This window comes from Microcoleus sp. AT9b-C3 (assembly GCF_036705485.1).
In the GTDB taxonomy this organism is placed as follows: domain Bacteria; phylum Cyanobacteriota; class Cyanobacteriia; order Cyanobacteriales; family Microcoleaceae; genus Microcoleus.
Genome location: NZ_JAUBUR010000030.1, coordinates 19,754 through 45,087 on the forward strand (window position 1 = coordinate 19,754; position 25,334 = coordinate 45,087).

Sequence of the window (25,334 nt, forward strand, 5' to 3'; positions counted from 1 at the left end):
ATCTTGAAATCCATCTGCGTTCATCTGCGTTCATCTGCGGTTTCCCTCTCAATCACAAATTTAGGCAACCTTGTCTCTTAATTAAATCTCCAACCTCAAACCAATAACTTATGAATTCTACTACTCTCTACCCAACAACCAACGCAATACAGATTCCTTCACCTGTAATTTCCGCGCACCACCTAGACCACTACTTCGGTCAAGGTCAACTGCGAAAACAGGTACTTTTTGACATTAATCTCGAAATTAAAGCAGGTGAAATCGTGCTGATGACGGGGCCTTCCGGTTCGGGAAAAACTACGCTTTTAACTTTGATTGGCGGATTGAGATCCGGTCAATCGGGAAGTCTCAAAATTCTCGGTCAAGAAATGTGCAAAGCGAGTGCAGACCAATTAGTAAAGGCGCGACGCAAAATTGGCTATATTTTTCAGGCGCACAACTTGCACCGTAGTTTGACGGCGCTGCAAAACGTGCAAATGGGTTTGGAAGTTCACGGGAATTTGTCGCGTTCCCAAATGCGCGATCGCTCTGCAAAAATGCTAGAGTTAGTAGGACTGGAACAGCGGATTAACTATTATCCAGATGATTTGTCGGGAGGACAGAAACAAAGAGTTGCGATCGCCCGCGCTTTGGTCAGTCAACCGCAAATTGTTTTAGCTGACGAACCAACAGCCGCCCTGGACAGCAAATCCGGTCGCGAAGTGGTGAATTTGATGCAGCAACTTGCCAAAGAACAGGGTTGTACTATTTTGTTAGTAACCCACGATAACCGAATTTTGGATATTGCCGATCGCATCCTTCACATGGAAGATGGAAAATTAGCCTAATTTTTAAATTTCTGAAGAATAGACATCACCCATAACTCCCTCATTTTCAATTTTGGATGTCAAAATTTAATCCAAAATTGCCCAACCCCAATCTAAACTCGTCCTGCGACTGTTGACTAATTTCTAACAACCAATCCTGGCCGGTAAATCCCCAAATTTTGCAGGTACATTGCTTCGAGTTTGGGCATCGACGATTCTACAGAACCGCCATAACGCCGAAAAGAAGGCCAGATGTAAGCGAGTTTTCTGACTGCTGACTCCAATCGCCCCGCTTCTATATCTTCTAAGGCACCTTTTTCTCGGATTAACTCTATAGCCATCAAATCTTGATTTTGGGGGCTGAAATCGCGGACGCCAAATTTTTTAGCAAATCTGTCCCAAGTTGTGCTGAGAAACTGATATCGCCCCGCTGCGTCGGAACAGAGTTTTTTGCCATAGCGGCGGCCGCATCTCATTTCCCTAGGATGATCTTGAAAGCTGACAAATTTCGTGCCGGTGTACTGGGTGCGGTAGCCGTCGGCGCTAGCGGTTCCTTCGGCGGCGGCTATGGTGTCGAGAAAGGCTTTTACTCGACGTTCCGGGCCGATGCTATCGAGTCTGTTATCCTGTAGGGGATCTGGTGAATTCAGGGTTGCAGTTTCGGGCGATCGATCGCGCTCGATGTTATCCTCTCCTTTGTCTGGTGAATCGAGGGCCGCAACTTCCGGCTGGCGTTTCGGGGTGGGCGAACTTTCTGCCGAGACCGATTGTCCCCACAGCAGCCTCGGCGTCATTCGACCTAAGAAAAAGCACAAACAGATTAAGAAACCCCAAGAGAGTTGAAAACGAAGGCGTTTGGAGCGATTCCGGCCCAGAACCGGCCACCGATGAAGGGGGAGTGTTGCGGGCAAAACTTTGGTTTGCTGGCCGAAGGCGAACAGCGATTTGAGCACTACCAAGGTTTGCTTGTAAAAACGCGGTGGAAGTTTCTGAGCTCTCATCGCTGCGGCGAAAGTCTCCACATCTGTCAGAGTAACTTGTGCCAGCGGTTTTGCGACAAACACTCGAAAATGGTTAGCCGCCTGCCAGCTAAAGCGCCGGTTGCGGGGGGATTTGCGGTTTACCCACAGGCGAATTAGCTCCCTGTCTGACATAGGGAGCAGGTGGCGTCCCAGATGTTTTGATGCGTACAAAAGTACCTCCTGATATCACTTCTAGTTGAAGGTTCCCAGTGAGAACGGATGAGTGAAACAGGGATCAATGGAAACTGGCTTCAACCATACTAAGTGATACTACTAAGCGCTCACCGGGTCAAGCTCAAGGGCCGATTGTTCGAGCAGTTGAGTGTAAAGTTGACCCAGTTGGGAGGCGATACCGTCCCAACTGAAATAGGTTTCGACGCGCTGGCGGCCTGTGTGTCCGAGTTGCTGGCACCATACTGAGTCCATTAACAAGCGATCGATCGCATCGGCAAAGGCTGCTTCCTTTTTCGGCGGCGCGAGCAAACCTGTTTCTTGCGGCACTACAGTATATTTGAGCCCTCCCACGTCGGAGGCGACTACGGGCGTGCCGCAGGCCATCGCTTCAATGGCGACTAAACCGAAGGGTTCGTAGTGGCTGGGAACGACGCACACATCGGCGGCGGCGTAGTAGCCGGGGAGAATGTCTCTGCTCAAGGCGCCGGGAAAACTGGTAATGTCGCTCAGCCCGAGTTCTTCAACGATGCTGCCGATACGATCGCGCTCTTTACCGTCGCTTTCCCCCTCACGCCACCCGCCGCCAATTATCAGTTTTAAATCGGCTTTGGGTACCGCCGACAGACTGACGGCGCGGACTAAGGTTTCTATGCCCTTGCGGCGGTCGAAACGGCCGACGTACAACACGACTTTGGTTTCGGGGGCTATGCCCAAGTGGCGGCGGGCGGTCGATCGGGCGATCGAGCCGAACCGTTCAGTGTCGGTACCGCAGGAAATGATGTCAATATTGCCTTTTGAGGAAACCAGAGACCTCATGTGTTCTTTTTCTTGGGGACTGGTAGCCACCACGCGATCGGCTGTTTCCAAAAGTGTTTTTTCGACTTGCAGCCTAGTTTTGGCAATCATCGGAATTGTCGAAACCGACTTGTATTTAATTGCTGCCAAAGAATGGTAAGTGTGAACTTGCAGCAGAGGTTGCGATTTTTTCAACTCCATTCCCACCCAAGAAGAAAGCCAGTAATTTGTGTGAACTAAGGAATATTGAAAGCCTGACTCTAACTGAAATTTCTGAAATTCTTGAACAAAGATTGGTAAATATCCATAAAGTTCGTCGCGCGGAATGAATTCTTGCGGCCCTGCTACTAGCCGAATTGTCCGGCAATTGGGACTGTGCTGTACAATTCTTGCTTGTTGGCGATCGGATGAGCGGGTGAACATATCAACTTGCCACCCTTGTTTCGCCAGAGATTCTCCTACTTGACGCACGTAAACATTTTGCCCGCCCGCTTCTTCTTTGCCAATTTCCACAGCGGGATCGCCGTGTACCGAGATGAGGGCGATGCGTTTTTTAGTTAATGAAATCATGATTGTTTACCAAAAATTAAAAATATTTCAGGAGAAGATTGAAGTGCTATTTGGGCTGCTGCGCCGGGACTGGAATCTTCTAGCTAATTTGTATTAAAGTCAAAATGCGGGATCGAGAAATCATCCTTCAGGGATAAGTTGGAGGGAAAAATTGACAGACGACTTCCTTCTGCTGACAGAGACGTGCAGCAGCTAAAACTCTAGATAATCTAAATGGAAATGAACGAGGGTGAAGGGACTTTTGCGTATTCTTGCCTGTGTCAAACTCGCACCTTCTAGCCCTCTCTAACTAGAGCCTGCTTTCAGCTTGCTGCTAGAGATGCGAGGTCAGCAGAAGGTAGAATTTTACCCCTATGAATAAATAAGTAGGGCTTTCGAGAAAGCAGAAGTCAATCGTCCTGAAGACCGAATGTTACAGGGGAAGCGAAAAAAAAAGCAAAGTTATTGCTTTCAAAATTTTTCTTTCTTTCCGCCTTCCACCTTCTGCCTTTTTCCCTCTTGCTTCTTGCTTATTGTGTCAAACCCGGAGTGCGAGTTTAACCTCAAATTTCCCGTTTGTATAATGTTAAGAGTTCTTCCGATGTTTGCGTGGGGAGGATTCACCGTTTTCGCTGTTGAGGATATTGTTTCGCGAACCAGGCATTCTGGAACCGTATCGGTTAGTCCAAACTTGGGTAAACTCGGCACCTAAGAAGAGAATTTGAGCTGAATAATTAATCCAAAGCAGGATAATCACGAACGATCCCGCAGCACCGTAGGTAGAGGCGATACCGCTACCTCCGAGGTAAACTCCAATTATGGATTTGCCGATCGTAAACAGCACTGAGGTGATGGCGGCGCCGATCCACACATCATTCCAGGCAAGATTGACATCGGGCAAAAGTTTGTAAATTAACGCAAAAAGCAGCGTAACTACGCCAAAGGAGATAGCAAAGTCCACAATCTGCCAAATGTTGATTGGTAATTGCAGCCAGCCGTTCAACCAATAGCTAACGGCGGCTAAAATGGCACTAATTACTAAAGATACTAGCAGTAGAAAGCCTATGCCTAAAATCATTGCAAAAGACAATACGCGGTCTTGCAGAAATCCCCAAATTCCTCGTCCGGGGGGCGGTGAAACATTCCAAATAGTATTAAGGGCTTCTTTGAGATTAGTAAACACGTTGGAAGCGCCCCACAAAAGTGTAGCGATACCGACTAAAGTAGCAATCATTCCCGACTTTGGTTCGGAGGCCTTGAGGATGAGTTCTTGGATGGTTTGGGCGCCATCTTTACCGATTAAACTTTGGAGTTGGGCGACGATTTGACCTTGGGCTGCTTCGGCACCAAAGACTAAACCGGCGATCGCAATTACGATAATTAGCAACGGGGCGAGGGAGAAGACTGTGTAATAGGCTAGGGCGGCGGCTAAGGTTGGCGCTTTATCTTCTTGCCATTCAGTAAAAGTTTGTTTGAGCAGCGATATGACTGTTTTTAAGTTCACGGTCTTTGGTTTCCTTATACTTATCGTCCAAGGGATTCTACTAGGTTAAGAGTTTTTTAGCCTCAGCCACAAGATAGATTTATCGATTAGCAAATTCGGAAGATTACTTTTATGTCAGATTCCTACACAACTGTTAACAGCACCGATGTAAAATCGCCCAAAAAAGCAGTTTCTTGGGCAAAAATGAGCGCATTAGTAGCGGTGGTAAATTTTTTGCTAGTGCTTTTTCATTTCAGTTACCTTCAGTTGCGTCCTGTTTATCAGAGCTATTTTCCGGGCTTAGTTAAAATTTACGACCCGATTAAAGGCATTGATTCGAGTTTAGCTAATCCCGAATATTTGAATAGCGCTGACCAGTTTTGGCGAATAGATACATTTTTTATATGTTTTTTTGGGGCGGAATTTTTGATTAAAAGTCTGTTCCACACCCGTCGTAAACCGGGGGTAACTTGGTTTGATTTTGTGCTGAGGCGCTGGTACGAGGTGTTTCTGGTGATCCCGATTTGGCAGGGGTGGCGGATTCTGCCGGTATTGGTGCGGCTGCACAAGTCGGGTTTGGTGAATCTCGATCGCGTAGTTGCTCAAGTTACCTACGAACCGGTGGCTTATTTAGCCAATACGATGTCGGAATACATGATGGTGCGGTTTATCAATCAAGCTAAAAGTTCGATCAAACAGGGCGACGCGGCGCAGATGTTGCTGGCGCAGCAGCCGTACCTTCATGTCAATCAGGAAAATACGATCGAACAAATTACCAAGCGGATTTTGGATCTGACAATTTACAAAGTTTTGCCGCAGGTGCAACCGGATTTGGAAGAATTGCTGCACCACAATTTGGAAACAACAATCAAACAGTCGGATTTTTATCAAATCCTGCAAACTTTCTCTCCGATTAACATTTTGCCGACGGAGATGACGGAACAGCTAGCGAATTATTTGGCTCAAACTGCTGTGGATGTGGTATCTACTACTTACGAAGACGATAAAGGTAGAAAAATTCTAGATAATTTCAGCCAAGAATTTAATCAAAGTTTGCGGCGGGAATTGCAAGATGAGAAAACTCTCGGAGAATTGCAGTCGCTGCTCTCGGATTTGTTGGAAGAAGTGAAGTTGAATTACATTCAAGGCGGGTTGAAGTCCGATCCGGTGCAGACTTTTACGGAAATTAACTCACTCCGGGGAGTAAGGGAGAGTTGATACAGTAATGAGTTCCGGTGTTGTGAATTGGATGGTTTTGAACGAACCGCGAAGACGCGTTAGGCGAAGCCGCGCGTAAGCGAAGCGGCGCGAAGGAAGAGAAAAGAAAGAGTTCACAAGTTGTACAGGTAAGGTGCGCATTGCGCACCCTACGAAGACTGTTGTCTGCAGCGAATGTATAGTGCGGATATCCGAAATGTCAGGCGATCGACCTACCTAAATCGCAAGCTAAAATAAAAGAATTAACCTAAAAGATCTATCATATTAGATATCTATTTTGAACAACCTTACTTGCCTGGAAATAGAAGTCGCTCAAACAATGCTGAGATTAGCAATGTTGCTGGGCTTAACACTTTTAATCGCCTTTTTTGTGGCGTCTGAACTAGCATTAGTGTCAGCCGATCGCCATCAAATCCGCCAACTTGCCCACTTGGACGATCGCCCAACCGCCAAAACCGCCGAACTCGTCCACCAAGCTCAGAACAACATACCGCATTACCTGTCTGTCACTCAAACTGGCACAACAGCAGGGAGTTTGCTGTTGGGTTGGTTGGGTGAGGGAGCGACTGTACACTGGATCGAACCGTGGATCGACAAATTGCCGATCGGTCATTTTCCCGCTATGCTGACTGCTCATTCGATCGCAGTTCCCGCAGCTTTTATCTTAGTAACTTACGTAGAAATAGTCTTAGGAGAACTAATCCCCAAAGTATTAGCAACCCACGCCCCAGAACGCACCGCTTTGCTGTTGATGCCTGCCCTCGAACTTTGCTCAAAATTACTGTGGCCGCTGCTAGCAATTCTCAACGGTACCGTGCGGCTGCTGACTGGTTGGATTACCAGTAAAGAGTCTCAACCGCTGCTATCACCTTCCCAGACCACTCTAGTTCAAAAAGATTCTCATTCGGCACTAATTTCTGGCCTATGGGAAGTGACAGCAGTTAACGAAAAACTCGGGTTAAACCTGCCGACTAACCAAGCTTACCAAACAATCGCCGGATTCGTGATCCACAATTTAGGTAAAATGCCCAATCAAGGCGATCGGCTATTGTGGGGCGAGTTGGAAATAGAAGCAGAAAATGTGGTAGAAGGCAGTTTAGAAACAGTGCTACTGCGTCAGGTAACTCGCCCCTTATTTGAGACTCAGCAGTCAGAACTTGTGTTAAATTGAGCCTAAATCAGGCTTAAATACTGCCTCGATCTATGTGTGTGAGGTTGTAATTAGTCGCTCAGTGCGACAACTTACCAAAAATCTGCAAATTGCATAAAGCACAGTTTATGAGGTGGATATGCTAAAAACGCTTTGGGCTACTGTTCGAGAAGGGAAAATTGAACTGCTGGAGTTATCAGAATTACCCGAAGGGGCAAAAGTATTAGTAACAGTTTTACCTGATGAAGAAGCTGAGTTTTGGCTTCAAGCCAGTCAAACCTCACTAGATACAGTTTGGGATAATACTGAGGATGATGTCTATGCCCAGCTACTCTAAAAATGACATAATTTTGGTTAGATATCCCTTTTCAGACTTGTCTAGTTCTAAGGTAAGACCAGCAATTGTTGTGAGGGCGCCGCACGTATCTCAAGACATTATGATTGTCCCATTGACAAGCAAAACTGCATCCTTACTTGAGGGTGAGTTCGTACTCGCTGAATGGTCAACAGCAGGGTTAAATGTGGCCACAGCAGTCAAGCGAGGTTTGTATACAGTGCATGAAAGTTTGGTTGCAATGAAGATTGGCAAATTAGCAGATTCTGATGCAGAGCGAATTGACCAATCTCTTCGAGGCTGGTTAGGGCTTTAGTGCAGCCATACACTATGATATCTTGTGTTTTCGATACAAATTACCTTCGTTTACTTCACAGCCACCTTAACCGCACCCCCAACGAACTGCTCGTAATCCTCCAACAACCACGGAGGTAAACAAGTATTCGCATCCTGAACCCGCAACTGTCCAGGGCGACAATACAGCATCGCCGCCAACAAATTATTCACAGCTTTAGGCGTTCCAAACCCTTTACTCAACTCAACAACCAACGAATTAAAAAACTCGCGATCGCTCTCATTTACTGGCTCGTTAAGAAACCCGCTGCCCAACATTGCTTTGTAACCCTTACCAAAATCGCTCCGGTACAAAAGTTCCAGTTGTTCGCCGGAAACGCTCAGCCACAAATCGGCAATTTGCTTGCGAATATGCCGCAAATCTGCTATCACTAATTCATCCGTTGGGTCGATTTCATAGAGATTAACCGCAGCAGTTAATTGATTGAGAAACTGCGGCAGATAATCTTCTTTGACAAGTGGTTGTTCTGTTGTCGTAAAGGCGCCTTCAAACACCTTTTCGTAATCTTCAACCAACCACTGCGGCAAGCGGGTGCGAGCATCGGGAACCCGCATTTTACCGGGTACAAAATACAGCATCGCACCAAGCAAAGCATTGATAGCTTGAGGCTGCACCAACCCTTTGCTAATTTCAGTCAATTTCTGCAAAAACTGCTGTTCGGCTTCAGTCATGGATTCTGCTTGCAAGCCGCAGCTAAGTATTGCTTGATATCCCTTGCGAACTTCTCCTCGGTAAAAACTTTCGAGTTTCTCTGAAGGAACACTCAGCCAAAAATCAGCCATTTGTTTTCTGATTTGGCGGAGTTCCAAAACTACCGATTCGTCTGACGGATCGATGCGGTAAAGATTGACGCATCCTAACAGTTGATTCGCAAATTGTGGCGATTGAATGTATTGAGCGAGCAAGTCAGAAGTTGACTCAGAATTTACGGCAGCTTCCGTCTCAAAAACTTGTTCGTAATCTCCAATTAACCAGTGCGGCAAACGGTTGCGAGCGTCGGGAATTCGCATGGTTTCCGGCGGGAAATACAGCATCGCAGCAAGCAAGGCGTTGACAGCTTTGGGATGCACTAATCCTTTGCTAATCTGGGTTAATTGCTGCAAAAATATTTGTTCGCTTTCGATCATCGGTTGACGTTGGAAACCGCTCTTGAGCAGCATTTTATAGCTGTTACCAGAAGCGCTTTTGTAAGCGGTTTCGAGGTTTTCGGTGGGAACGTTCAGCCAAAAATCAGCGATTTGTTTACGGATTTGACGCAGTTCGGATATTGCTGAGATGTTTGATGAGTTTCTTTGGTAAAGGTTGACGGTGTTCGAGAGGATCTCGCCCAAATCTGGCTGCTTGGGAATGCTATCCTGTAAGCTGCGCGATGCTTCCAGGTGGCTGGTTTGCCATTGGCCAAAGAGTTCTTGGAATAATTTGCCGATCGCCCCAGAATATGCAACACTGTCAAAACAAGCCGGATTAGCTTGCATTTTTTGCTGAATTTCCTGGCGTTTTTGCTGCCGCAATTGCGGGTTAGTGCCGAGAGCAACTGCTAGCTGAATGTAAGATGCTTCGCTATTGGCAATTAAATCTGGCATTGAGAGCGATCGTACCACCGCCGCCCCCATTCTCGATCGCAAAGTATCGCCATCCCTAACCACCGTTGGAAGTCCCACCTCTAACGGATCTACAAGAGAAGTAGTCCCCGCATAGGGATAGGAATCCAAATAAACATCTCCCAACTTCAAAACTTCTTTAACATCCGCCCGGTTAGGAAAACTCTTCAACACCCGCAAACGATTACTCTCAATGCCATACTTAGCAAAAACGGCTTTCATATTATTTACAAAAGCCCCCCCAGGATAATGATTAGTCCAGCTAGGGCCGAAGGGCATTAAAAACAGCACCGAATTAGGAACAGCCGCCATAATTTTTGCCCATGTTTCCCTTAACTCCGGCACTAGCTTATACAAATTAGCACTCGAAATAAAGACAACCGATTCTTCGGAAATGCCGATACTATTTCTGGTGAAATTAATGTTAGGACTGTAAGGTTCTAGGGTATAGCTAAAACAGCAGCCAGGCCCGTCAATAGTTGCTAATTGCTCGCGATAATGCTCCTGTCCTTCAGGTGCAGGTTCCATCAACTTACCAGCAATGTAATAGTCAATGTGTCGCATTCCTGTGGTAATCGGAGAATTAAAACAGGTAGTTTGTACCCGCGCCAATCGATGCAATGCTAGTAAACTAATTGGATGAGTAACCGCAGTAATATTTGTAGCTATCAGCAGAATATCTAAGTCATCAGCGCGGATTGTCTGAACTTGACTTGGCAAGTCATTAGACAGTTTAACCAGTCTGTCAGCGCGACTCTGACAATACTGTTCTAGTTTATTCCCGTCGAGATTGAGAGCGTACAAAATAATTTCAAATTGCTCTCGATTCAGATATTCAAAAGCTGGCAAAGTAGCGAAAGTTTCCGTCATCGCCCCGAAATGTTTAGTCAGGACACCAAGGCGAATTTTCTGCCTGTTCGCAGGTCTAGCCGGAAAAATGCAATCAATGGCAGCGCCACGATTTTTCATGGCATATTCAATAATCTCTGCCCGCTTCGTGTATATATCCTTGAGATTTTCACTATTGAAGTACAGAGGAATAAAGTTAGCACTTTGAGTGAAAAACCAAGCGATATCCTGCCACACTTGTGAGTTTTGGTTCTTGAAGATATTGCTATGCAAATAACTGACCCATCCCTGCACATACCGACAATAATTGTCAGCTTCTCCTATTTCTTGAAATAGAGTAGGCGCAGCAAACATAAATTTGAGATAGTCGTTGACAAACCAATTAGGTATAACTGCCTTTTCATAGTTCAGCAGTAACTGATCTGCACGACGATAGAGGGCGGCTGCTAGTAGGTAGTTAATATCTTTGGGATTTTTAACTCCCTGGGAGAGATGCGATGCTAGTCGATCGATAACAGTCTTTTCGGCATCTGTCAGCGCTTCATCTTTGATGTTACTGTTGAGCAGTAGCTGCTGCGCCTTACCTGCATCACCGCCATAGGCATTTGCCAGTTGTTCTGCAGGCAGATTCAGCCAATAATTGGCAAGTTGCTGCCGGGATTGGCGGATGTTAGCGAGGTTTACTTCATTAGCTTGGTCTTTTTGATACTCTCCCACATATTGGGACAGCAAAGTTAAAAATTGTTCGGGTTTGTTAAATTCAACTAATTCATTAGCTATTAAATTGCCGTGTTGCTGCAAAATCTGCTGTGACCAACGCACTTCTTCTGGTTTGTAAAGTTGAGAGTGGAGGTGAATAATTGTGGCTCTCATTAAGTCTAATTTTGGGCGATCGCCTGCCATTTTTTGGGTTCTGCTAGAGCCGTCGCCGTGCTGCCTGTAATAGAGGTAAGGCTTAGGTAATCGATCGCCTAACCAGCCTTTTTCATAGGCAGAAACCCAAAATTCCCAATCTTCGCATCCCAGCTTCATCACTTTTTTCAAGCCGCCTACTTGCTCGTAAATCTCCCTTCTAAATAGGGAAGTAGCAGGGGCTTGATTGTCTCTCAAAAACCGATTGGCATCAAAGTCACCGTGAACAACTAAATCGCAATTTGCTCCGAAGTGCTGCACATCTGTATAGACAAAACCAACCTTCGGTTTTGCTAATAAAATTTCCACGCACTCCTCGATAAATTTGGGATGAAGTTTATCATCCGCATCTAGGAATAAAATAAACTTTCCTGACGACTGCTGAACGCCAACATTTCTCGAATCAGCGGGCCCTGTGTTGGGTTTATCTATGAGGCGAAGCGATTTTTGAGGATACAGTTTAATTAAATAATTGGCGAAGTTGCTGGTATCATCAGTGCTGCCATCATTGACAATTATGCACTCCCAGTTTGGATAAGTTTGACTGACAACACTTTCAACAGCTTCTCTGAGTAAAGTTGCGTGGTTGTAGCAGGGAATGATTACGCTGACGAGTGTTTCTGCGGAGGTGCGGTAGGGCATGGCATTTAGCTGTGATGGAGAGAGTGAAACAGGTAATGTAGTGGCTGGTTTTACACCTCGGCGAGTGATCCCATATTCATCCCATATTTGCCTAGTTTCTTGGTACGATATTGGCGATGAATGTTGCAAACCTTGTTGATTTTCGTAGTACAAGCCGAGAATTTCTGGCAAGTACACAATATTTTCGGTTTTGCCAATCCGCAGCCAAAATTCGTAATCGCCAGCCGCCGTAAATTCGCTTCGGAAATAGCCGTGTTTTTCGTGCAGCGATTTTCTCCACATCGGCTGGGGGCCAATAATGCAGCGCCGTTCGAGTTCGCTGTAGTCAAAGGCTGGCCACTTCCAGCCCTTTTCGGCTTGGGTTGTGGCAAAAGTATCGTTAGCTGTGTTGGTAATTAATTGATCGGCATAAACCAGACTTACTTCTGCGTTTTCGTCCAAGTATTTCGCCATGATTTCTAGGGCATCGGGGCGGTGTCTGTCATCGGTATTAGCATTAGTCATGTAAGCTCCGCGCGACATCTTAATGCCTCGATTCCAGGCTGCATATAATGTCTCGCGGTCAGAAGTGCGATCGTACACAATATTCGGATATTTCGCTTGAAATTCCCGCACAACAGACTGTTCATTTTCTTGGGAACCGCTGTCAATTACTATGATTTCGAGTAGGCCTTGTTTGTACAGCGTTTGCTCTACCAAGTCCTGCAAGCAGCCGCGGATAAATTTTTCGGAATTGTAAGTAGAAACGATCGCAGATACTTTGAAAGCCGACGGAACAGGCTGGGAGTTCTCAAATACTGATTGCTCTAAATGGATTTTGTCGGTAGTTTCATATCTAATTATCTGCTGGTTTCGGTCAATCATTTGCCCAGCTTGTACAGCAACACTTGTTAGTTCTGCTTGTAACTGATTGGGATTATTGGACAGCATTTCCTGAAATTTTCGGGACAAATCCGGCTGGAAAAATCCCATGAAGTGAATTCCCATTTTTTGCCAACAATCGTTGATGTAATTCACCCCGTGTTTGATATGATATGCGATCGCAGTTTCTAAATATTTGACAGTCAGCCCTTTTTGCTTAGCGATCAGCGGTATCCACAAATCCCACCAAGGAAGACCTAAACAGAATTGGGAATCAGGAAACTGTTTTAATAATTCCTTGTCAAAGAAGAAGAAATCAAACCCCTTAGCATAAATTTCTCCCCCTGTTTTTTCGGGAGAATCAATATCAGTTCGCGAACCAAAAACTACGGCATTTTCAGCTTGTTGGCCGATAAATGAAATTAAATCGCCGTCCGCTTTCAGGCGGATATCTGAATTGACAATACCACAGATTTTTGCAGGGCGATCGCGCAAATATGCAAACATATCATCAAGATACACTAGCGGTCTTCCCGCCTCGACCCGTGCATCGCGCTTTACCGCATGAAAAGTAACATTTTCATAGATGGACTGTAGTTGGCTAATTTCTTCGGGGCTATTGAGCGAAACAGGGGAAAATCCCAGGGCTCGCCAGCTTTCGACCGCAGCCCGCTGATTGTCAATATTTCCCGGTGCTATGCTGGTTGCGATGACTGGATTGTCGATCGCATTTACAGACAAGCCACTTAAACTAAAATTGTCCGCATCTTGACTAGGAAGTGGTTTTTTGACATAAAAAGCATCTCCCCAAGATGGATGGGAAGGATTTGCCATCGCTACTCGCTGAAAGCCGTATGATGAGAGAAAATCATCCACTTGGTCAATTAACGCGCACCCTTCATAAAGTTCTTCGCGATTAACTTCTGTGATAATTGCATCTATATACTTTAAAGTCTCGACAGCGCCTTGAAAAGCCAAAAGTTCTGCCCCTTGAATATCAATATTAATGATATTAAAATCGTCTGAAGTGAAGGGACTTTGTTCCAGAAGTGCGTCTAGAGTTTTCGAGATTACGGTAACTTGATTGACCTCTACCATGCCGGGGTAAATATCTTTATGCAGCTTCAGGGGCAGAATGCTGCTGCTCATATCGTGGGAATTCACGCGCAGATTGACTGTACCATTTTCGTTGCTGACAGCGCAATTTGCTGCCCACACATTTGGGAGTCCAGCTATATTCTGTTTCAATCTTTCAAAGACAGAAGGGTTAGCCTCAATGAACAGCACTTTCGGCACGCCCATTTCTTGATATTCCTTCATTTCTTGCCCTTCGTGGGCTCCGATGTGGATGAGACCGCGCGGAGTAATCGAGTGTTCCTGGCAAAGTCTTTGTAAGTTGAGATATCCTTTGGTTGCTATCACTTCACTGCTGCGGTTGTGAGCTCTTCCGTCACCGGAAATATGATGCTGATTGGCCTCGAACTTTGCATAAATATCTCCCCACAGTAAGGAGTCATTGCTCGACTCTAGGTACTGGGCAAGGCGTTCGTCGGAAACCCATTCAGGAAATACTAAATTATTTTGTTCGCCATTCGCAAAGTTGAAAAGTTTGTATCCCAGACTTTTCAGGTGGTTGATGCACTTTTTGGTGTCGTCAATAAATTCTATGGCAAACTCAAATGATATATAAGGAATTGGTGTAGATAGTCCCTGTAATACTTGATACTCGAATCCTTCAACATCGATTTTGCAAAAATGCGGACGCCCCCACACTTCGATCATCTCATCTAAGGTGGTAACTTCTACTGTAACAGTTTGATTCCATTCATAGTTAGCAAAACGTCCTGTTTGCCATTTTTTAGAAAAAGTTGATATGTAATTGGCATCAGTACAAACTGAAAGCTGCATTGTTCCGGCTTGTTCTGCCAATCCCTTGTTAACGATGGCGATATTTTGATTGTGCTGGTATTTTTCGGTCAGGATGTTGACACAGTTTGGCTGGGGTTCAAAACATATTACTTTTGCTCCAGCGGCAGCATAGATATCAGCTTTTTGTCCGATATTTGCTCCGACATCAAAAACCAGTTGTCCTGGTTGCACAAAGTTACGAATAAAATCGATTGCCATTGATGATTTAATTGCCATTGTTTTAAATTATTTTTTTAGTGCTGCAAGACAAAAGTCAAAATTAGCTGTTAGTCCAAAGCTTCTTCAGAATAGGCTAACTCGGCTACCAAAATAGCACAGTCGGGCGATCGCCACTTTTACACAACCCTTGACAAATACAACCTAATAGTGTACTCACAAAAGCAACCGTTAGTAAAGCACTCCCATCTCCTGACGAAGCCCAGGGCCGTTCGGTTTCCACAACCTCACTTCAGACCGCCACAGCATGGCCGGGATTCCTCACCACACAAAAACAAGTTACAATTACGTTAAGATTGATGAACATAAATAAAAATTCCCAAATCACAGGGACTAAAAATTAGGAGGATCGACCTCGGTGAATAAACGCTGGAGAAACGCTGGCCTGTACGCACTGCTGGCTATTGTAGTCATTGCCTTAGCAACGGCATTTTTTGACAAACAGCCCCCAAGTAGGGAAGTTTGGAAGTACAGTCAATTCATTCAGGAAGTCGAAGGCAAGAGAGTAGACAAAATAAATATCAGTTCCGATCGCAGCAAAGCCCTGGTCACAGCCCAGGACGGCAACAAGGTACTCGTTAACCTGCCGAACGACCCCGAACTGATCAACATCCTGACCAAAAATAACGTAGATATTTCCGTTCTGCCCCAAAGCGACGAAGGCTTCTGGGTAAAAGCCCTCAGCAGCCTGTTCTTCCCGATTCTGCTTTTGGTCGGACTGTTTTTCCTGGTGCGGCGCGCCCAAAACGGGCCAGGCAACCAAGCCATGAACTTCGGCAAATCCAAAGCTAGAGTCCAAATGGAGCCACAAACTCAGGTGACTTTCGGCGACGTGGCCGGCATCGAACAAGCCAAGCTAGAGCTCGCAGAAGTCGTGGACTTCCTGAAAAATGCAGACCGCTTCACCGCAGTCGGAGCAAAAATCCCCAAAGGCGTGCTGCTGGTCGGCCCTCCCGGAACTGGCAAAACCCTGCTGGCAAAAGCAGTGGCTGGAGAAGCAGGCGTTCCCTTCTTCTCGATTTCCGGTTCAGAATTTGTGGAAATGTTCGTGGGTGTCGGTGCTTCCCGCGTCCGCGACTTGTTTGAACAAGCTAAATCTAACGCTCCTTGCATCGTATTTATCGATGAAATTGACGCGGTAGGCCGCCAGCGGGGAGCTGGTTTGGGCGGTGGTAACGACGAACGGGAACAAACCCTGAACCAGTTGCTGACCGAAATGGACGGCTTTGAGGGCAATACTGGCATCATTCTGATTGCTGCCACAAACCGCCCCGACGTGCTCGATGCGGCGCTGCTGCGTCCGGGTCGCTTCGATCGCCAAGTTGTAGTCGATCGCCCCGACTTCGGAGGCCGCCTAGAAATTCTCAACGTTCACGCCCGCGGCAAAACTTTGTCGAAAGACGTGGACTTGGAAAAAATCGCCCGCCGGACACCCGGTTTCACCGGTGCGGATTTGTCCAACCTACTCAACGAAGCAGCAATTTTAGCCGCCCGCCGCAACTTGACCGAAGTCTCGATGGATGAAGTCAACGATGCGATCGACCGCGTGCTCGCCGGCCCGGAAAAGAAAGACCGCGTGATGAGCGAAAAGCGCAAAACTTTGGTAGCTTACCACGAAGCCGGTCACGCTTTAGTCGGCGCGCTGATGCCCGATTATGACCCCGTGCAGAAAATTAGCATTATCCCCCGCGGCCGCGCTGGCGGTTTGACTTGGTTCACACCCAGCGAAGATCGGATGGATTCTGGCTTGTATTCTCGGTCTTACTTGCAAAATCAAATGGCCGTAGCTTTGGGCGGCCGCATTGCTGAAGAGATTGTCTTCGGCGAAGAAGAAGTAACAACCGGTGCGTCAAACGACTTGCAGCAAGTGGCAAGAGTAGCGCGCCAAATGGTGACTCGCTTCGGAATGAGCGATCGGCTAGGCCCTGTAGCTCTGGGTCGCCAACAAGGCAATATGTTCATGGGTCGCGATATCATGGCTGAACGCGATTTCTCTGAAGAAACCGCAGCGACGATCGACGATGAAGTGCGTTTGTTGGTAGAGCAAGCTTACCGCCGCGCTAAAGATGTACTCGTCGGCAACCGCCACGTCCTTAATGCTTTGGCAGATCTGCTAGTTGAAAAGGAAACTGTGGATGCTGATGAATTGCAAAATTTGTTAGCTAATAGCGATGTCAAGATGGCGACGATCGCCTAATCAATTTGGGATTTTAGATTTTAGATTTTAGATTTAATCTAAAGTTTGAAATCAATAATTGGGGTGATTCTGGGATTGTCAGGAATCGCCCCGATTTTTTTATGAGTGCGATCGATTTGAGATTTGAAATTTGGGATTTTAGATTAAATTTAAAAGACAAAATATAGCCTTTCTCAATTAAGTGAGGTATGTGGGCAAGTAATTATATCAAGTCCGGTTAATTACTTATAAATCCTGTACGGGCATCGGGCATCGGGTACGATCGGACAAAAGTATTATAACTATTCAACCGGACATGATATTACATGGCTTACACAGTCCTACTCAAGAAACCGGGTTTTTTACTGTTCCAACAGGTTTTTTGGCTAGTATTTTAGGAGCGCGAATTAAATAATTTACACATATTTGTGGGATGGGCGTCCCACAAGAACAATTAAAATTGTAAGTTATTTAATTCACGATGCTTAGTAACCTGTATTAAAATTATATGCAATTCAGAATGATACCACTTCCCAATCCGGGAGCGTTCCCAATTCTAGAATCTAAAATCTAAAATCTAAAATCTAAAATTGCATGAATCATCAATCTTGGTTGACACTATTAAAAAAACACCGCGCGATCGCAGTTATCCGTTCCTCCGAAAAGGAACTTGCTCGGCAGATGGCATCAGCGGTAGCAGCCGGAGGAATCCAGTTTATTGAAATTACTTGGAATACCCACAAAGCTCCTGAATTAATTGCCGAACTCCGGTCGGAATTTCCTACTTTTAGCATTGGCACAGGCACTTTATTAAACTTAGAAGAGTTGCAACAAGCAATAGACTGCGGCGCTCAATTTCTGTTTACTCCGCACACCGATTTAAGTATGATTAAAACAGCAGTTGACGCCGGAGTGCCGATCGTCCCCGGTGCTTTTTCTCCCACGGAAATTGTGACGGCGTGGCAAGCTGGTGCTACCTGCGTTAAAGTGTTTCCGATATCGGCTTTGGGAGGCGCGGCTTACCTGAAAAGCCTGCAAGGCCCTCTGGGGCACATTCCTTTAATTCCCACTGGCGGGGTGACGCTGGAAAATGCGAAAGTATTTATAGACGCTGGGGCGATCGCCGTTGGTTTGGCCGGAGACTTATTTCCTAAACACTTAGTGGAAAATCGCGATTGGCGCGCGATCGTCCAAATTGCCCAAACTCTCGCCCAAAACTTAACAACTTGTTAAGTCCAGTTTCCCAATCCAACATTTCAAATCTAAAATCTAAAATAGGACAAGCCACTCTAAAATCTAAAACCTAAAATCTAAAATAGTACGAGGTGTGAGAAATGAACAGTATTATCAACTCAACTTACTTCCGCCGCGCTGGAACTTTCTGTGCCGGGTGCGCCCTCACTTTGGCTGCATTCTGCGGGGGTTCAATGACCGCATTTGCCAGCGAACAGCACAACACAATTGCCAATAAAATTATGTTGTTGCAGCAATCCAGCGAACGCTGGATTGAAATAGATTTGTCAAGACAAAGGTTAATAGCTTGGGAAGGAAATACACCCGTTTACGCGGTGATTATTTCCAGCGGTAAATCATCGACTCCCACCCGCACCGGAACTTTTGCCGTTCAAACCAAACACCGCGTTACTAGAATGACTGGGGATGACTACGACGTGCCCGACGTTCCCTATACAATGTATTACGACGGAGGCATGGCAATTCACGGCGCTTACTGGCACAATTTGTTTGGCAATCCCGTTACTCACGGCTGCACAAATGTAGCTGTTAATCACGCTAAATGGCTATTTGAATGGGCCTCGGTGGGAACGCCGGTGGTGGTGCACAAATCTCAGGTTTAGGGCATTGGGAATTGGGCATTGGGCATTGGGCATAGTCAAACACTATTCCATCTGTTAGAACCCCGACTTCTTAAAGAAGTCGGGGTTCTGGGTATTATGTTTTTTTAGGTGTGCTTACTTAACTGCTGCTTTTAACAACAATCCCAATTGTATAAAACTTTACTAAAATCTAATTCTCTGAGTGCTGATTCATCAATAAAAAAGTTACCTACACCACTGTCTCCCCACATGATATCTACTGTCTCATTGCAATCGGTATCCATTTGGAATAGAAGAATATCCGGCTTTTGTTTTTGATCGGAGTTACTATTATATTTTCTTACGTCGTCTTGTGTAAAATATGGATAACCACCTATTTTATGACCAAAGGAATTCGATATTTCTCGGTACTCATCCTCAATTTCATGGTTCATAAATAACTCGTTAATTTCTTCTCCTAATAGTTCCATAAATTGGTAGTCATTGGTACTAATCGGCGCATATTTTTTAGTAAATTGCAAGCTGCAACAGCCATGAACAGGAAAATTTTCTAGTTCTGGCAAAAAATCATAATTGGTAATGATGTTTTCAACTTGGAAGTCTGGCTGAGGAAAATAGATTATTTTGAATCTGTCTTCGGCTGTGGGATTATCTACATCGGCGGAAGTGCCTAAATCTAAACCATATAGGTCATCGTCGGCTATATAAAACTGCCAAATTCCGCGATCGGGAAAACCATCTAAAGGCGGTATTTCATCAAAGTTGAGTTGCGCTAGCAAAAATAAATATTTACCGTCAGAAGTTTTGGGATATTCAAAGCCTTTAGGTAAATAAGGCAATCCCCCAAATTTACTCTGCCACCAATTAACGTCATCATTATTCTGGGTTTGAATTTCGATGTAAGGTTTAATGGTAGCTTCGATTCTGTCGCGATACTTTTCTAGTTCTGGAGAGAGTGGACATTCTAGTTTGTAGTTCATCTGCTTTTAACAATTTGTTTTGAAGGCAATCCGTAGGATGCGCCGAAGCGCACCTTACCTGCAAAGTCTATCCTTAACTTAGCTGCACGACGGGTTTATCCTCTAACAAAGTTTCATTTGTTAGCAAATCTTCCACGGTAATTCGCAAAAAGCGCTGTTCGTCAACGCGGAAGAAGATTTTAATGCGATCGCTCCCCGGATACCCAGGTGGCGTCAATTGAGCGATGCTGCGTGCTCCTTCTTTATCATTTAAGGGCTGTACCGATGGTTTGCCTGCGAGTTGGCGAGTAATTAGCCTGTCACCGTCAAAATATATCTCCGTGCCGCCAGTTTCCGCTCCCAATTCGCCGATAATTAATTCTATACTCGGCTGATTTTCTAAAGAAGCTCCCAAGACTAATTCTACCGGTTCGCTCATCGGATAAGACTGGCCGGATTTAATTAAACTGTGCCAACTGTGGCAATTGTCGCGGCGGTTCCAGTAGCGAATGCCGTAACTGTGATAGAGAAAATCTTTGATTTCTAGCCCTTGACTCAGTTGCAGAGCACCTTGGGCGATCGCCTCAAAGGGTTTGTCGCAGCTAATTTTGGCCGGATCGAAATATTGCTGAACCCAACGCCCGACAGCGGGAATTTGTACAGTACCGCCAACTAGCAAAACTGCGTCGATATCCCCAATTTCTAAGCCTTGACGCCGCGCTTGCTGCAATACTTGATTCATGCACTCGTCGAGTTTGTCAAAAAATTGATGTTCCGCAAGGATAGATTCAAAACGAGTGCGGTCTAATTCTAATTCATAACTCTCAAAATTTTCGTCATCAAAATAAACCTCAACCCCCTGATTTACTAAAGATAACTGAATCTTTAACCGTTCGGCCAATCTCGTTGTTATCGGAGATTTTGCCAGCCCTTTTGTTTTAACAAAATAGTCAACCAGCCAATTATCAATATCAGAACCGCCTAAATTTTGTCCGGCTTTAGCCAAAACCCGGGCAACTTTTGTTTTTTGCGATGAAGATTCAGCTAATAGTTTTTCGCCCCACTTCAGAATAAAACCAAGGGGCTTTTTGTCAGAGGAAGCGTCCAAACGCACCAAAGAAAGGTCTAGAGTTCCGCCCCCGAAATCAATTACTAACAGATTTTCGCGATCGGCCAAACCGTAACCTAAAGCAGCCGCCGTAGGTTCGTCCAACATCCGCACCTGTTCTACTTCCAGAGATTGTGACACTTTGCCCAACCAATGGCGGTAAGCTTCAAAACTATCTACCGGCACAGTAAAAATCAAAGAATCTACGGGCAAGGGCAGTTGGCGAATTGAATTCACAATTTGACTCAAATACCACTCACCTACTTGTTCAAAACTAATAAGTTGCCCGTCAAGTTCCGGCACAAAACCCTGAACTGAAGTGCCAATTCCTCGCTTAAAATTGCGAAAAAACCGAGAATCTCCACTCAAATCCATGCCTCTGTCGCGGACTTGCTGACCGAGTAAGACTTTACTTTGAGCAGCGTCCTCAACGTAGAGTAAACTCGGAATGAGGGGCGGATTTTGAGCCGAGATTGCCGACAATCCCGGTAATTTCAAAGTTTCGGGCTGCTGGAGGACTTGATTCCAGCGAGCGACGACGGTGTTGCTAGTTCCAAAATCAATTGCGATCGTCATTCAGCCAAAATACACAGCTACTAGGGATTTAATCATATTATGGTATTTCGAGTCACCAATGCCAACAGATTATCAAATTGTGCTTGAATAAAGACTTTGTGGCCACAAAAACTTTTTTAACGGCTGAGTTTTCAATTTTATGCAACTGTATATTTTTCGATGCCACAAAGGGACACCACTTTTATAAGCGGCACAAAACTCATACAGTTTTATATTTTAGATTAAATAATTGGGAATAACTGACTGGATACGGGTTTGGCTATTTCCTAAAGTTGCATTTTTTTGGGAAAGTGGTATCGCCTGTCGGCAGCGGCTAAGCTTTTACCTTTGATATCAATCCAATTTTACAATAAATCGTGAAAAATGCTGGACATGAGCGATCGCAAAAAAGCACTATTGGCTTTAACACTACTTGTACCTGCGGCTAGTATTGGTATCATAGCAGGCTTGTATATTGCCCCTGGAAGCTGGGGACAAATACTGTCAGTCTTTTGTCAAGTTTGGTTGCTAGTTTTTCCGATCGCGTGGTCTGTTTTTGTCGATCGCAAAAAGCTCAGTTTATCCCTGCCCAAGCGCCAACAATTGCTGGCTGGAACTATTTGGGGAATATTTATGTTTGCGGTAATTCTGGGTATCTATAGCCTTTTTGGCCAGCAGTGGATCGATCCTGTAGTTGCTAAGGAAAAATCGCACCAATTAGGTATTAGCAGCCCTAATATTTACTTGATTGTGGAAGCATATTTTGTGCTAGTTAACTCGCTGATTGAAGAATTTACTTGGCGGTGGTTTGTCTGCAATAAATGCCAGATTCTCATACCTGGAACAAAAGCAATATTTCTGAGTTCGCTATTTTTCACGCTCCACCACATTTTTGTAATAGCAGCTTACGGCGACTGGCAGGCTGTGATCTTAGGTTCCTTAGCTGTCTTCGCCGCCGGGATAATTTGGTCTCACTCTTATCTAACTTACGGTTCGCTTTGGTCTAGTTATATCAGCCACGCGATCGCAGATTTAGCCCTAGCAAGTATTGGTTGGCAAATCCTTTTTAACTAGCTGCTTTTTTAGCGACTATTCCTGGCAATTAATTATACAGTAAAAATTGACAAGCGAATTTCAAAGGTGGTACCCGCCACGTGATTTATCCGTGGAATCAATCCAAAATCTAAAATCTAAAATCTAAAATCCTCAAGCCCCCGGATTTATCCGTGGAATCAATCCAAAATCTAAAATCTAAAATCTAAAATTGAATGACTGATGCTGTGCAATAATCGAAGGTTCATATCTTCCCATCGGCAGATGCTTTCCGTTAAGGTATCTGGTTTTAATTATAGGTTTGGTTTTGCTGGCGATCGCATAATTTTAGCTGCATGAAAACTGGCCCACATATCGCTACAAGCATCGGCTGCCGGGCCCTCAAGAGCACACCGATTGTCATCGGGAATTGCCAACTCAGGAAAAATGATGATTTGATAACATGAAATTTTTTGTAGGCGAAATCGTTTGATACATACCACGAGGCCACTGCTACTGCTTAGGAGTTAAGGTGTACACAAGATAGGCCGATTAACCTTGAGTGTTCTTTTGATCTTTATAGGATCATGTGATAATTTGCTACTGATTTTTTTACGGTAATTACTTAGACAGGAATTGGGCAGTGATGCTACATAGACTCTGCCTCGCAGGGGCAGTCTCTTGTGGGAGTTTTTTCAGGCGATCGCCTTTTATTAAAAAATTTAAAACTCCGGCACCTAACTAAATTTATATCTGTGAAACTCTATCTTCTGTAGCATGATTTGGAAACCTATTTTTTCAAACAGTAGAGGTATCAACTGGGTTGTTTCACAAACATACGACAAGTGAGGGCCAGGGATATCGCTTGAAAAACAGGCTTTCTCTCCCCATTCGCGCCTCCACGAGGCTCACTCGCGCGATCGCGCCTGCTGGTATCTGAGAACACCACCATCTCTGAATCCTGACAAAATAGGATATTGTGTCAATCAATACCTAAAGGACTGTTACCAAAAAATCCAAGCTACCGATCGATCTTTATATCTATTGCAGCGATGGAGGACTCAACATTCTTAAGGTAAGAATATCCCTCTTTAATTTAGTATAAAATTTTGCAAAACTCGCTCAATCTACTAAATTTTGTTGCAAATGCTACCTTTGTCCCGCACCTTAAAAGTGGGCTACTATTCGGTTTACCGTACATCCTTGTCGGTTGTATAGTAAATGATGTTATCTTTAACAGATGCTGTTGTCCGAATTGATTGTTGTCACGAAAAAAGCTAGTATATGAGGAGGTATCTATCTTCAGGATGACATTTCGCTGATCTACAAATTATCCCTAGGGGAACTGTTTCCCAATCGCATCCATCGTTATTATCAGTGCAACGACAGTGAAGTTTTGGCAGATAGATATTGGGGTGTGGCGAACAGTCGATCGGTTGGATTCTATGTAAACACCAGGAAAGGGGTAATTAATATTCACCCGCCCCTCTTTCCTTTTACGCTATAACATCAGCGCTGGTACCAGCGCCGAAAGCGAGTTAAAGTCTTCAGCGGGACTTAAAAATGAAAATCACCTTTGTTCTTCCTACTCTGTCTCTAACTGGTGGAATACGAGTAATATCTATTTTCGCAGAACTTTTGAGAAAGCGAGGCCACTCCGTGTTCGTCATCTCTGTAGCCCCTCCCCAGCCGAGTATGCGCCAGCAAGTCAAGTCGCTGCTGCGGGGCGGAGGTTGGATTTCCCCACCTGAAAACGAACCCTCATTTTTCGATAACTTAGGTGTAGAACACAAAATTACCGATCGCTACCGCCCGGTAGAAGACAAAGATGTACCTGACGCTGACGTAGTAGTTGCCACCTGGTGGGAAACCGCCGAGTGGGTAGCAAAACTCTCTCCTAGCAAAGGAGCAAAAGCTTATTTTATCCAGCACCACGAAATTTTTGACTATCTACCTCAAGGAAGAGTAGAAGCAACTTGGATGCTGCCCATGCACAAAATTACGATTTCGGAGTGGTTAGTTGAGCTAGCTAGGACTAAATATGGCGATCGCCAAGTTTCCTTGGCTCCTCCTACCGTGGACACCAAGCAATTTTACGCCTGTCCTCGCAACAAACAATCGGTTCCTACAATTGGTCTAATGTACTCTACAGTCTACTGGAAAGGAACTGACATCGCCCTCAAAGCTTTTTCCCTAGCGGCTGAAAAGATCCCCAACCTGCGTCTGGTTGCCTTCGGTACACAGGCCCCATCCCCGGAATTGCCGCTACCAGCCAATGCCGAGTATGTAATTCAACCCGACCAAGACAAAATCAAAGACTATTACAGCAAATGCGATGCCTGGTTGCTGGCTAGCCGCTCAGAAGGCTTCGGCTTGCCTATTATCGAAGCGATGGCGTGCCGCACTCCCGTCATCAGTACCCCAGCAGGCGCTGCTCCTGAAATTTTGAGGGGGGGTACTGGCATACTTGTAAGACCTGAAGATCCCCAAGAAATGGCAAAAGCCATAGAGTCTATCTGTCAGTTGCGAAATTCCCAGTGGCAAGCCATGTCTGAAGCAGCCTATGCCAAGGTGAACAATTATACGTGGGAAGATGCCACGGATCATTTTGAAATGGCGTTGAAAGTTGCTATAGACAAATCTCAACAGCGCGCCGTGAAGATAGTTCCGTTTTCTCCCTATACAGCAAACTATGCAAAAATTCCGGTTTGCTAACTGCTGCAATTGGAAATTCGGCGCTACGGGTGTTTTCGGCGCCGGATTTCTGGGCAGA

General features: G+C 45.2%; 16 protein-coding genes. 10 read left to right on the plus strand and 6 right to left on the minus strand.

The window, feature by feature from the left end; translation table 11 throughout:
- Positions 1-110: 110 nt before the first annotated feature.
- A complete protein-coding gene (locus QUB77_RS23360) occupies positions 111-827 on the plus strand; it encodes a DevA family ABC transporter ATP-binding protein (RefSeq protein WP_333178519.1) in 717 nt (238 codons plus the stop codon).
- Between the two features lie 116 nt (positions 828-943).
- On the opposite strand, the gene QUB77_RS23365 is transcribed toward QUB77_RS23360, so the two are convergent.
- From QUB77_RS23365 to QUB77_RS23375, 3 genes are all read right to left on the minus strand, one after another.
- Positions 944-1,960, minus strand: a complete 1,017-nt coding sequence (locus tag QUB77_RS23365; RefSeq protein ID WP_333178523.1) for a glycoside hydrolase family 104 protein — start codon at positions 1,958-1,960, stop codon at positions 944-946.
- Positions 1,961-2,101: 141 nt separating this feature from the next.
- Positions 2,102-3,367 carry a glycosyltransferase family 1 protein gene (locus QUB77_RS23370; protein ID WP_333178525.1) on the minus strand — a complete coding sequence of 422 codons (1,266 nt, stop codon included), beginning with the start codon at positions 3,365-3,367 and terminating at the stop codon, positions 2,102-2,104.
- A gap of 565 nt (positions 3,368-3,932) precedes the next feature.
- Entirely contained in the window at positions 3,933-4,850 is a 918-nt protein-coding gene (locus QUB77_RS23375) for a YihY/virulence factor BrkB family protein (protein WP_333178527.1), read from the minus strand.
- Between the two features lie 111 nt (positions 4,851-4,961).
- On the opposite strand from QUB77_RS23375, the gene QUB77_RS23380 reads away from it, so the two are divergent.
- The 4 genes from QUB77_RS23380 to QUB77_RS23395 all read left to right on the plus strand — a co-directional run bounded on the left by QUB77_RS23380 (position 4,962) and on the right by QUB77_RS23395 (position 7,847).
- Positions 4,962-6,047 (plus strand): hypothetical protein, encoded by a 1,086-nt coding sequence (locus QUB77_RS23380; protein WP_333178530.1) that lies wholly within the window; start codon positions 4,962-4,964, stop codon positions 6,045-6,047.
- A gap of 277 nt (positions 6,048-6,324) precedes the next feature.
- Positions 6,325-7,218, plus strand: a complete 894-nt coding sequence (locus QUB77_RS23385; protein WP_333178533.1) for a CNNM domain-containing protein — start codon at positions 6,325-6,327, stop codon at positions 7,216-7,218.
- 118 nt (positions 7,219-7,336) lie between these two features.
- Positions 7,337-7,534 (plus strand): hypothetical protein, encoded by a 198-nt coding sequence (locus QUB77_RS23390; RefSeq protein ID WP_333178536.1) that lies wholly within the window; start codon positions 7,337-7,339, stop codon positions 7,532-7,534.
- The gene (locus QUB77_RS23395) at positions 7,518-7,847 is read left to right on the plus strand and encodes a type II toxin-antitoxin system PemK/MazF family toxin (protein WP_333178539.1); all 330 of its coding nucleotides are present in this window, start codon (positions 7,518-7,520) and stop codon (positions 7,845-7,847) included. Before QUB77_RS23390 ends, QUB77_RS23395 begins: the two co-directional genes overlap by 17 nt.
- 50 nt (positions 7,848-7,897) lie before the next feature.
- Here the strand turns inward: QUB77_RS23395 and QUB77_RS23400 are convergent, their stop codons facing one another.
- On the minus strand, positions 7,898-14,878 hold the full coding sequence (locus tag QUB77_RS23400) for an FkbM family methyltransferase (RefSeq protein WP_333178542.1): 6,981 nt from the start codon (positions 14,876-14,878) through the stop codon (positions 7,898-7,900).
- 376 nt (positions 14,879-15,254) lie between these two features.
- On the opposite strand from QUB77_RS23400, the gene ftsH3 reads away from it, so the two are divergent.
- From ftsH3 to QUB77_RS23415, 3 genes are all read left to right on the plus strand, one after another.
- Positions 15,255-17,093: an ATP-dependent zinc metalloprotease FtsH3 gene (gene ftsH3 / locus QUB77_RS23405; RefSeq protein ID WP_333178545.1), complete on the plus strand. Its 1,839-nt coding sequence runs from the start codon at positions 15,255-15,257 to the stop codon at positions 17,091-17,093.
- Between the two features lie 573 nt (positions 17,094-17,666).
- The gene (locus QUB77_RS23410; protein ID WP_333178548.1) at positions 17,667-18,305 is read left to right on the plus strand and encodes a bifunctional 4-hydroxy-2-oxoglutarate aldolase/2-dehydro-3-deoxy-phosphogluconate aldolase; all 639 of its coding nucleotides are present in this window, start codon (positions 17,667-17,669) and stop codon (positions 18,303-18,305) included.
- 101 nt (positions 18,306-18,406) lie between these two features.
- Positions 18,407-18,928 (plus strand): L,D-transpeptidase, encoded by a 522-nt coding sequence (locus tag QUB77_RS23415; RefSeq protein ID WP_333178550.1) that lies wholly within the window; start codon positions 18,407-18,409, stop codon positions 18,926-18,928.
- Positions 18,929-19,059: 131 nt separating this feature from the next.
- Here the strand turns inward: QUB77_RS23415 and QUB77_RS23420 are convergent, their stop codons facing one another.
- Complete coding sequence (locus QUB77_RS23420) at positions 19,060-19,887, minus strand: YwqG family protein (RefSeq protein WP_333178553.1); 828 nt, start codon at positions 19,885-19,887, stop codon at positions 19,060-19,062.
- Between the two features lie 73 nt (positions 19,888-19,960).
- Positions 19,961-21,550: an Hsp70 family protein gene (locus QUB77_RS23425; RefSeq protein ID WP_333178556.1), complete on the minus strand. Its 1,590-nt coding sequence runs from the start codon at positions 21,548-21,550 to the stop codon at positions 19,961-19,963.
- A gap of 372 nt (positions 21,551-21,922) precedes the next feature.
- Between QUB77_RS23425 and QUB77_RS23430 the strand changes: the two genes are divergently transcribed.
- On the plus strand, positions 21,923-22,603 hold the full coding sequence (locus tag QUB77_RS23430) for a CPBP family intramembrane glutamic endopeptidase (protein WP_333178558.1): 681 nt from the start codon (positions 21,923-21,925) through the stop codon (positions 22,601-22,603).
- 1,521 nt (positions 22,604-24,124) lie between these two features.
- Positions 24,125-25,276: a glycosyltransferase family 4 protein gene (locus QUB77_RS23435; protein ID WP_333178561.1), complete on the plus strand. Its 1,152-nt coding sequence runs from the start codon at positions 24,125-24,127 to the stop codon at positions 25,274-25,276.
- Positions 25,277-25,334 lie beyond the last annotated feature (58 nt).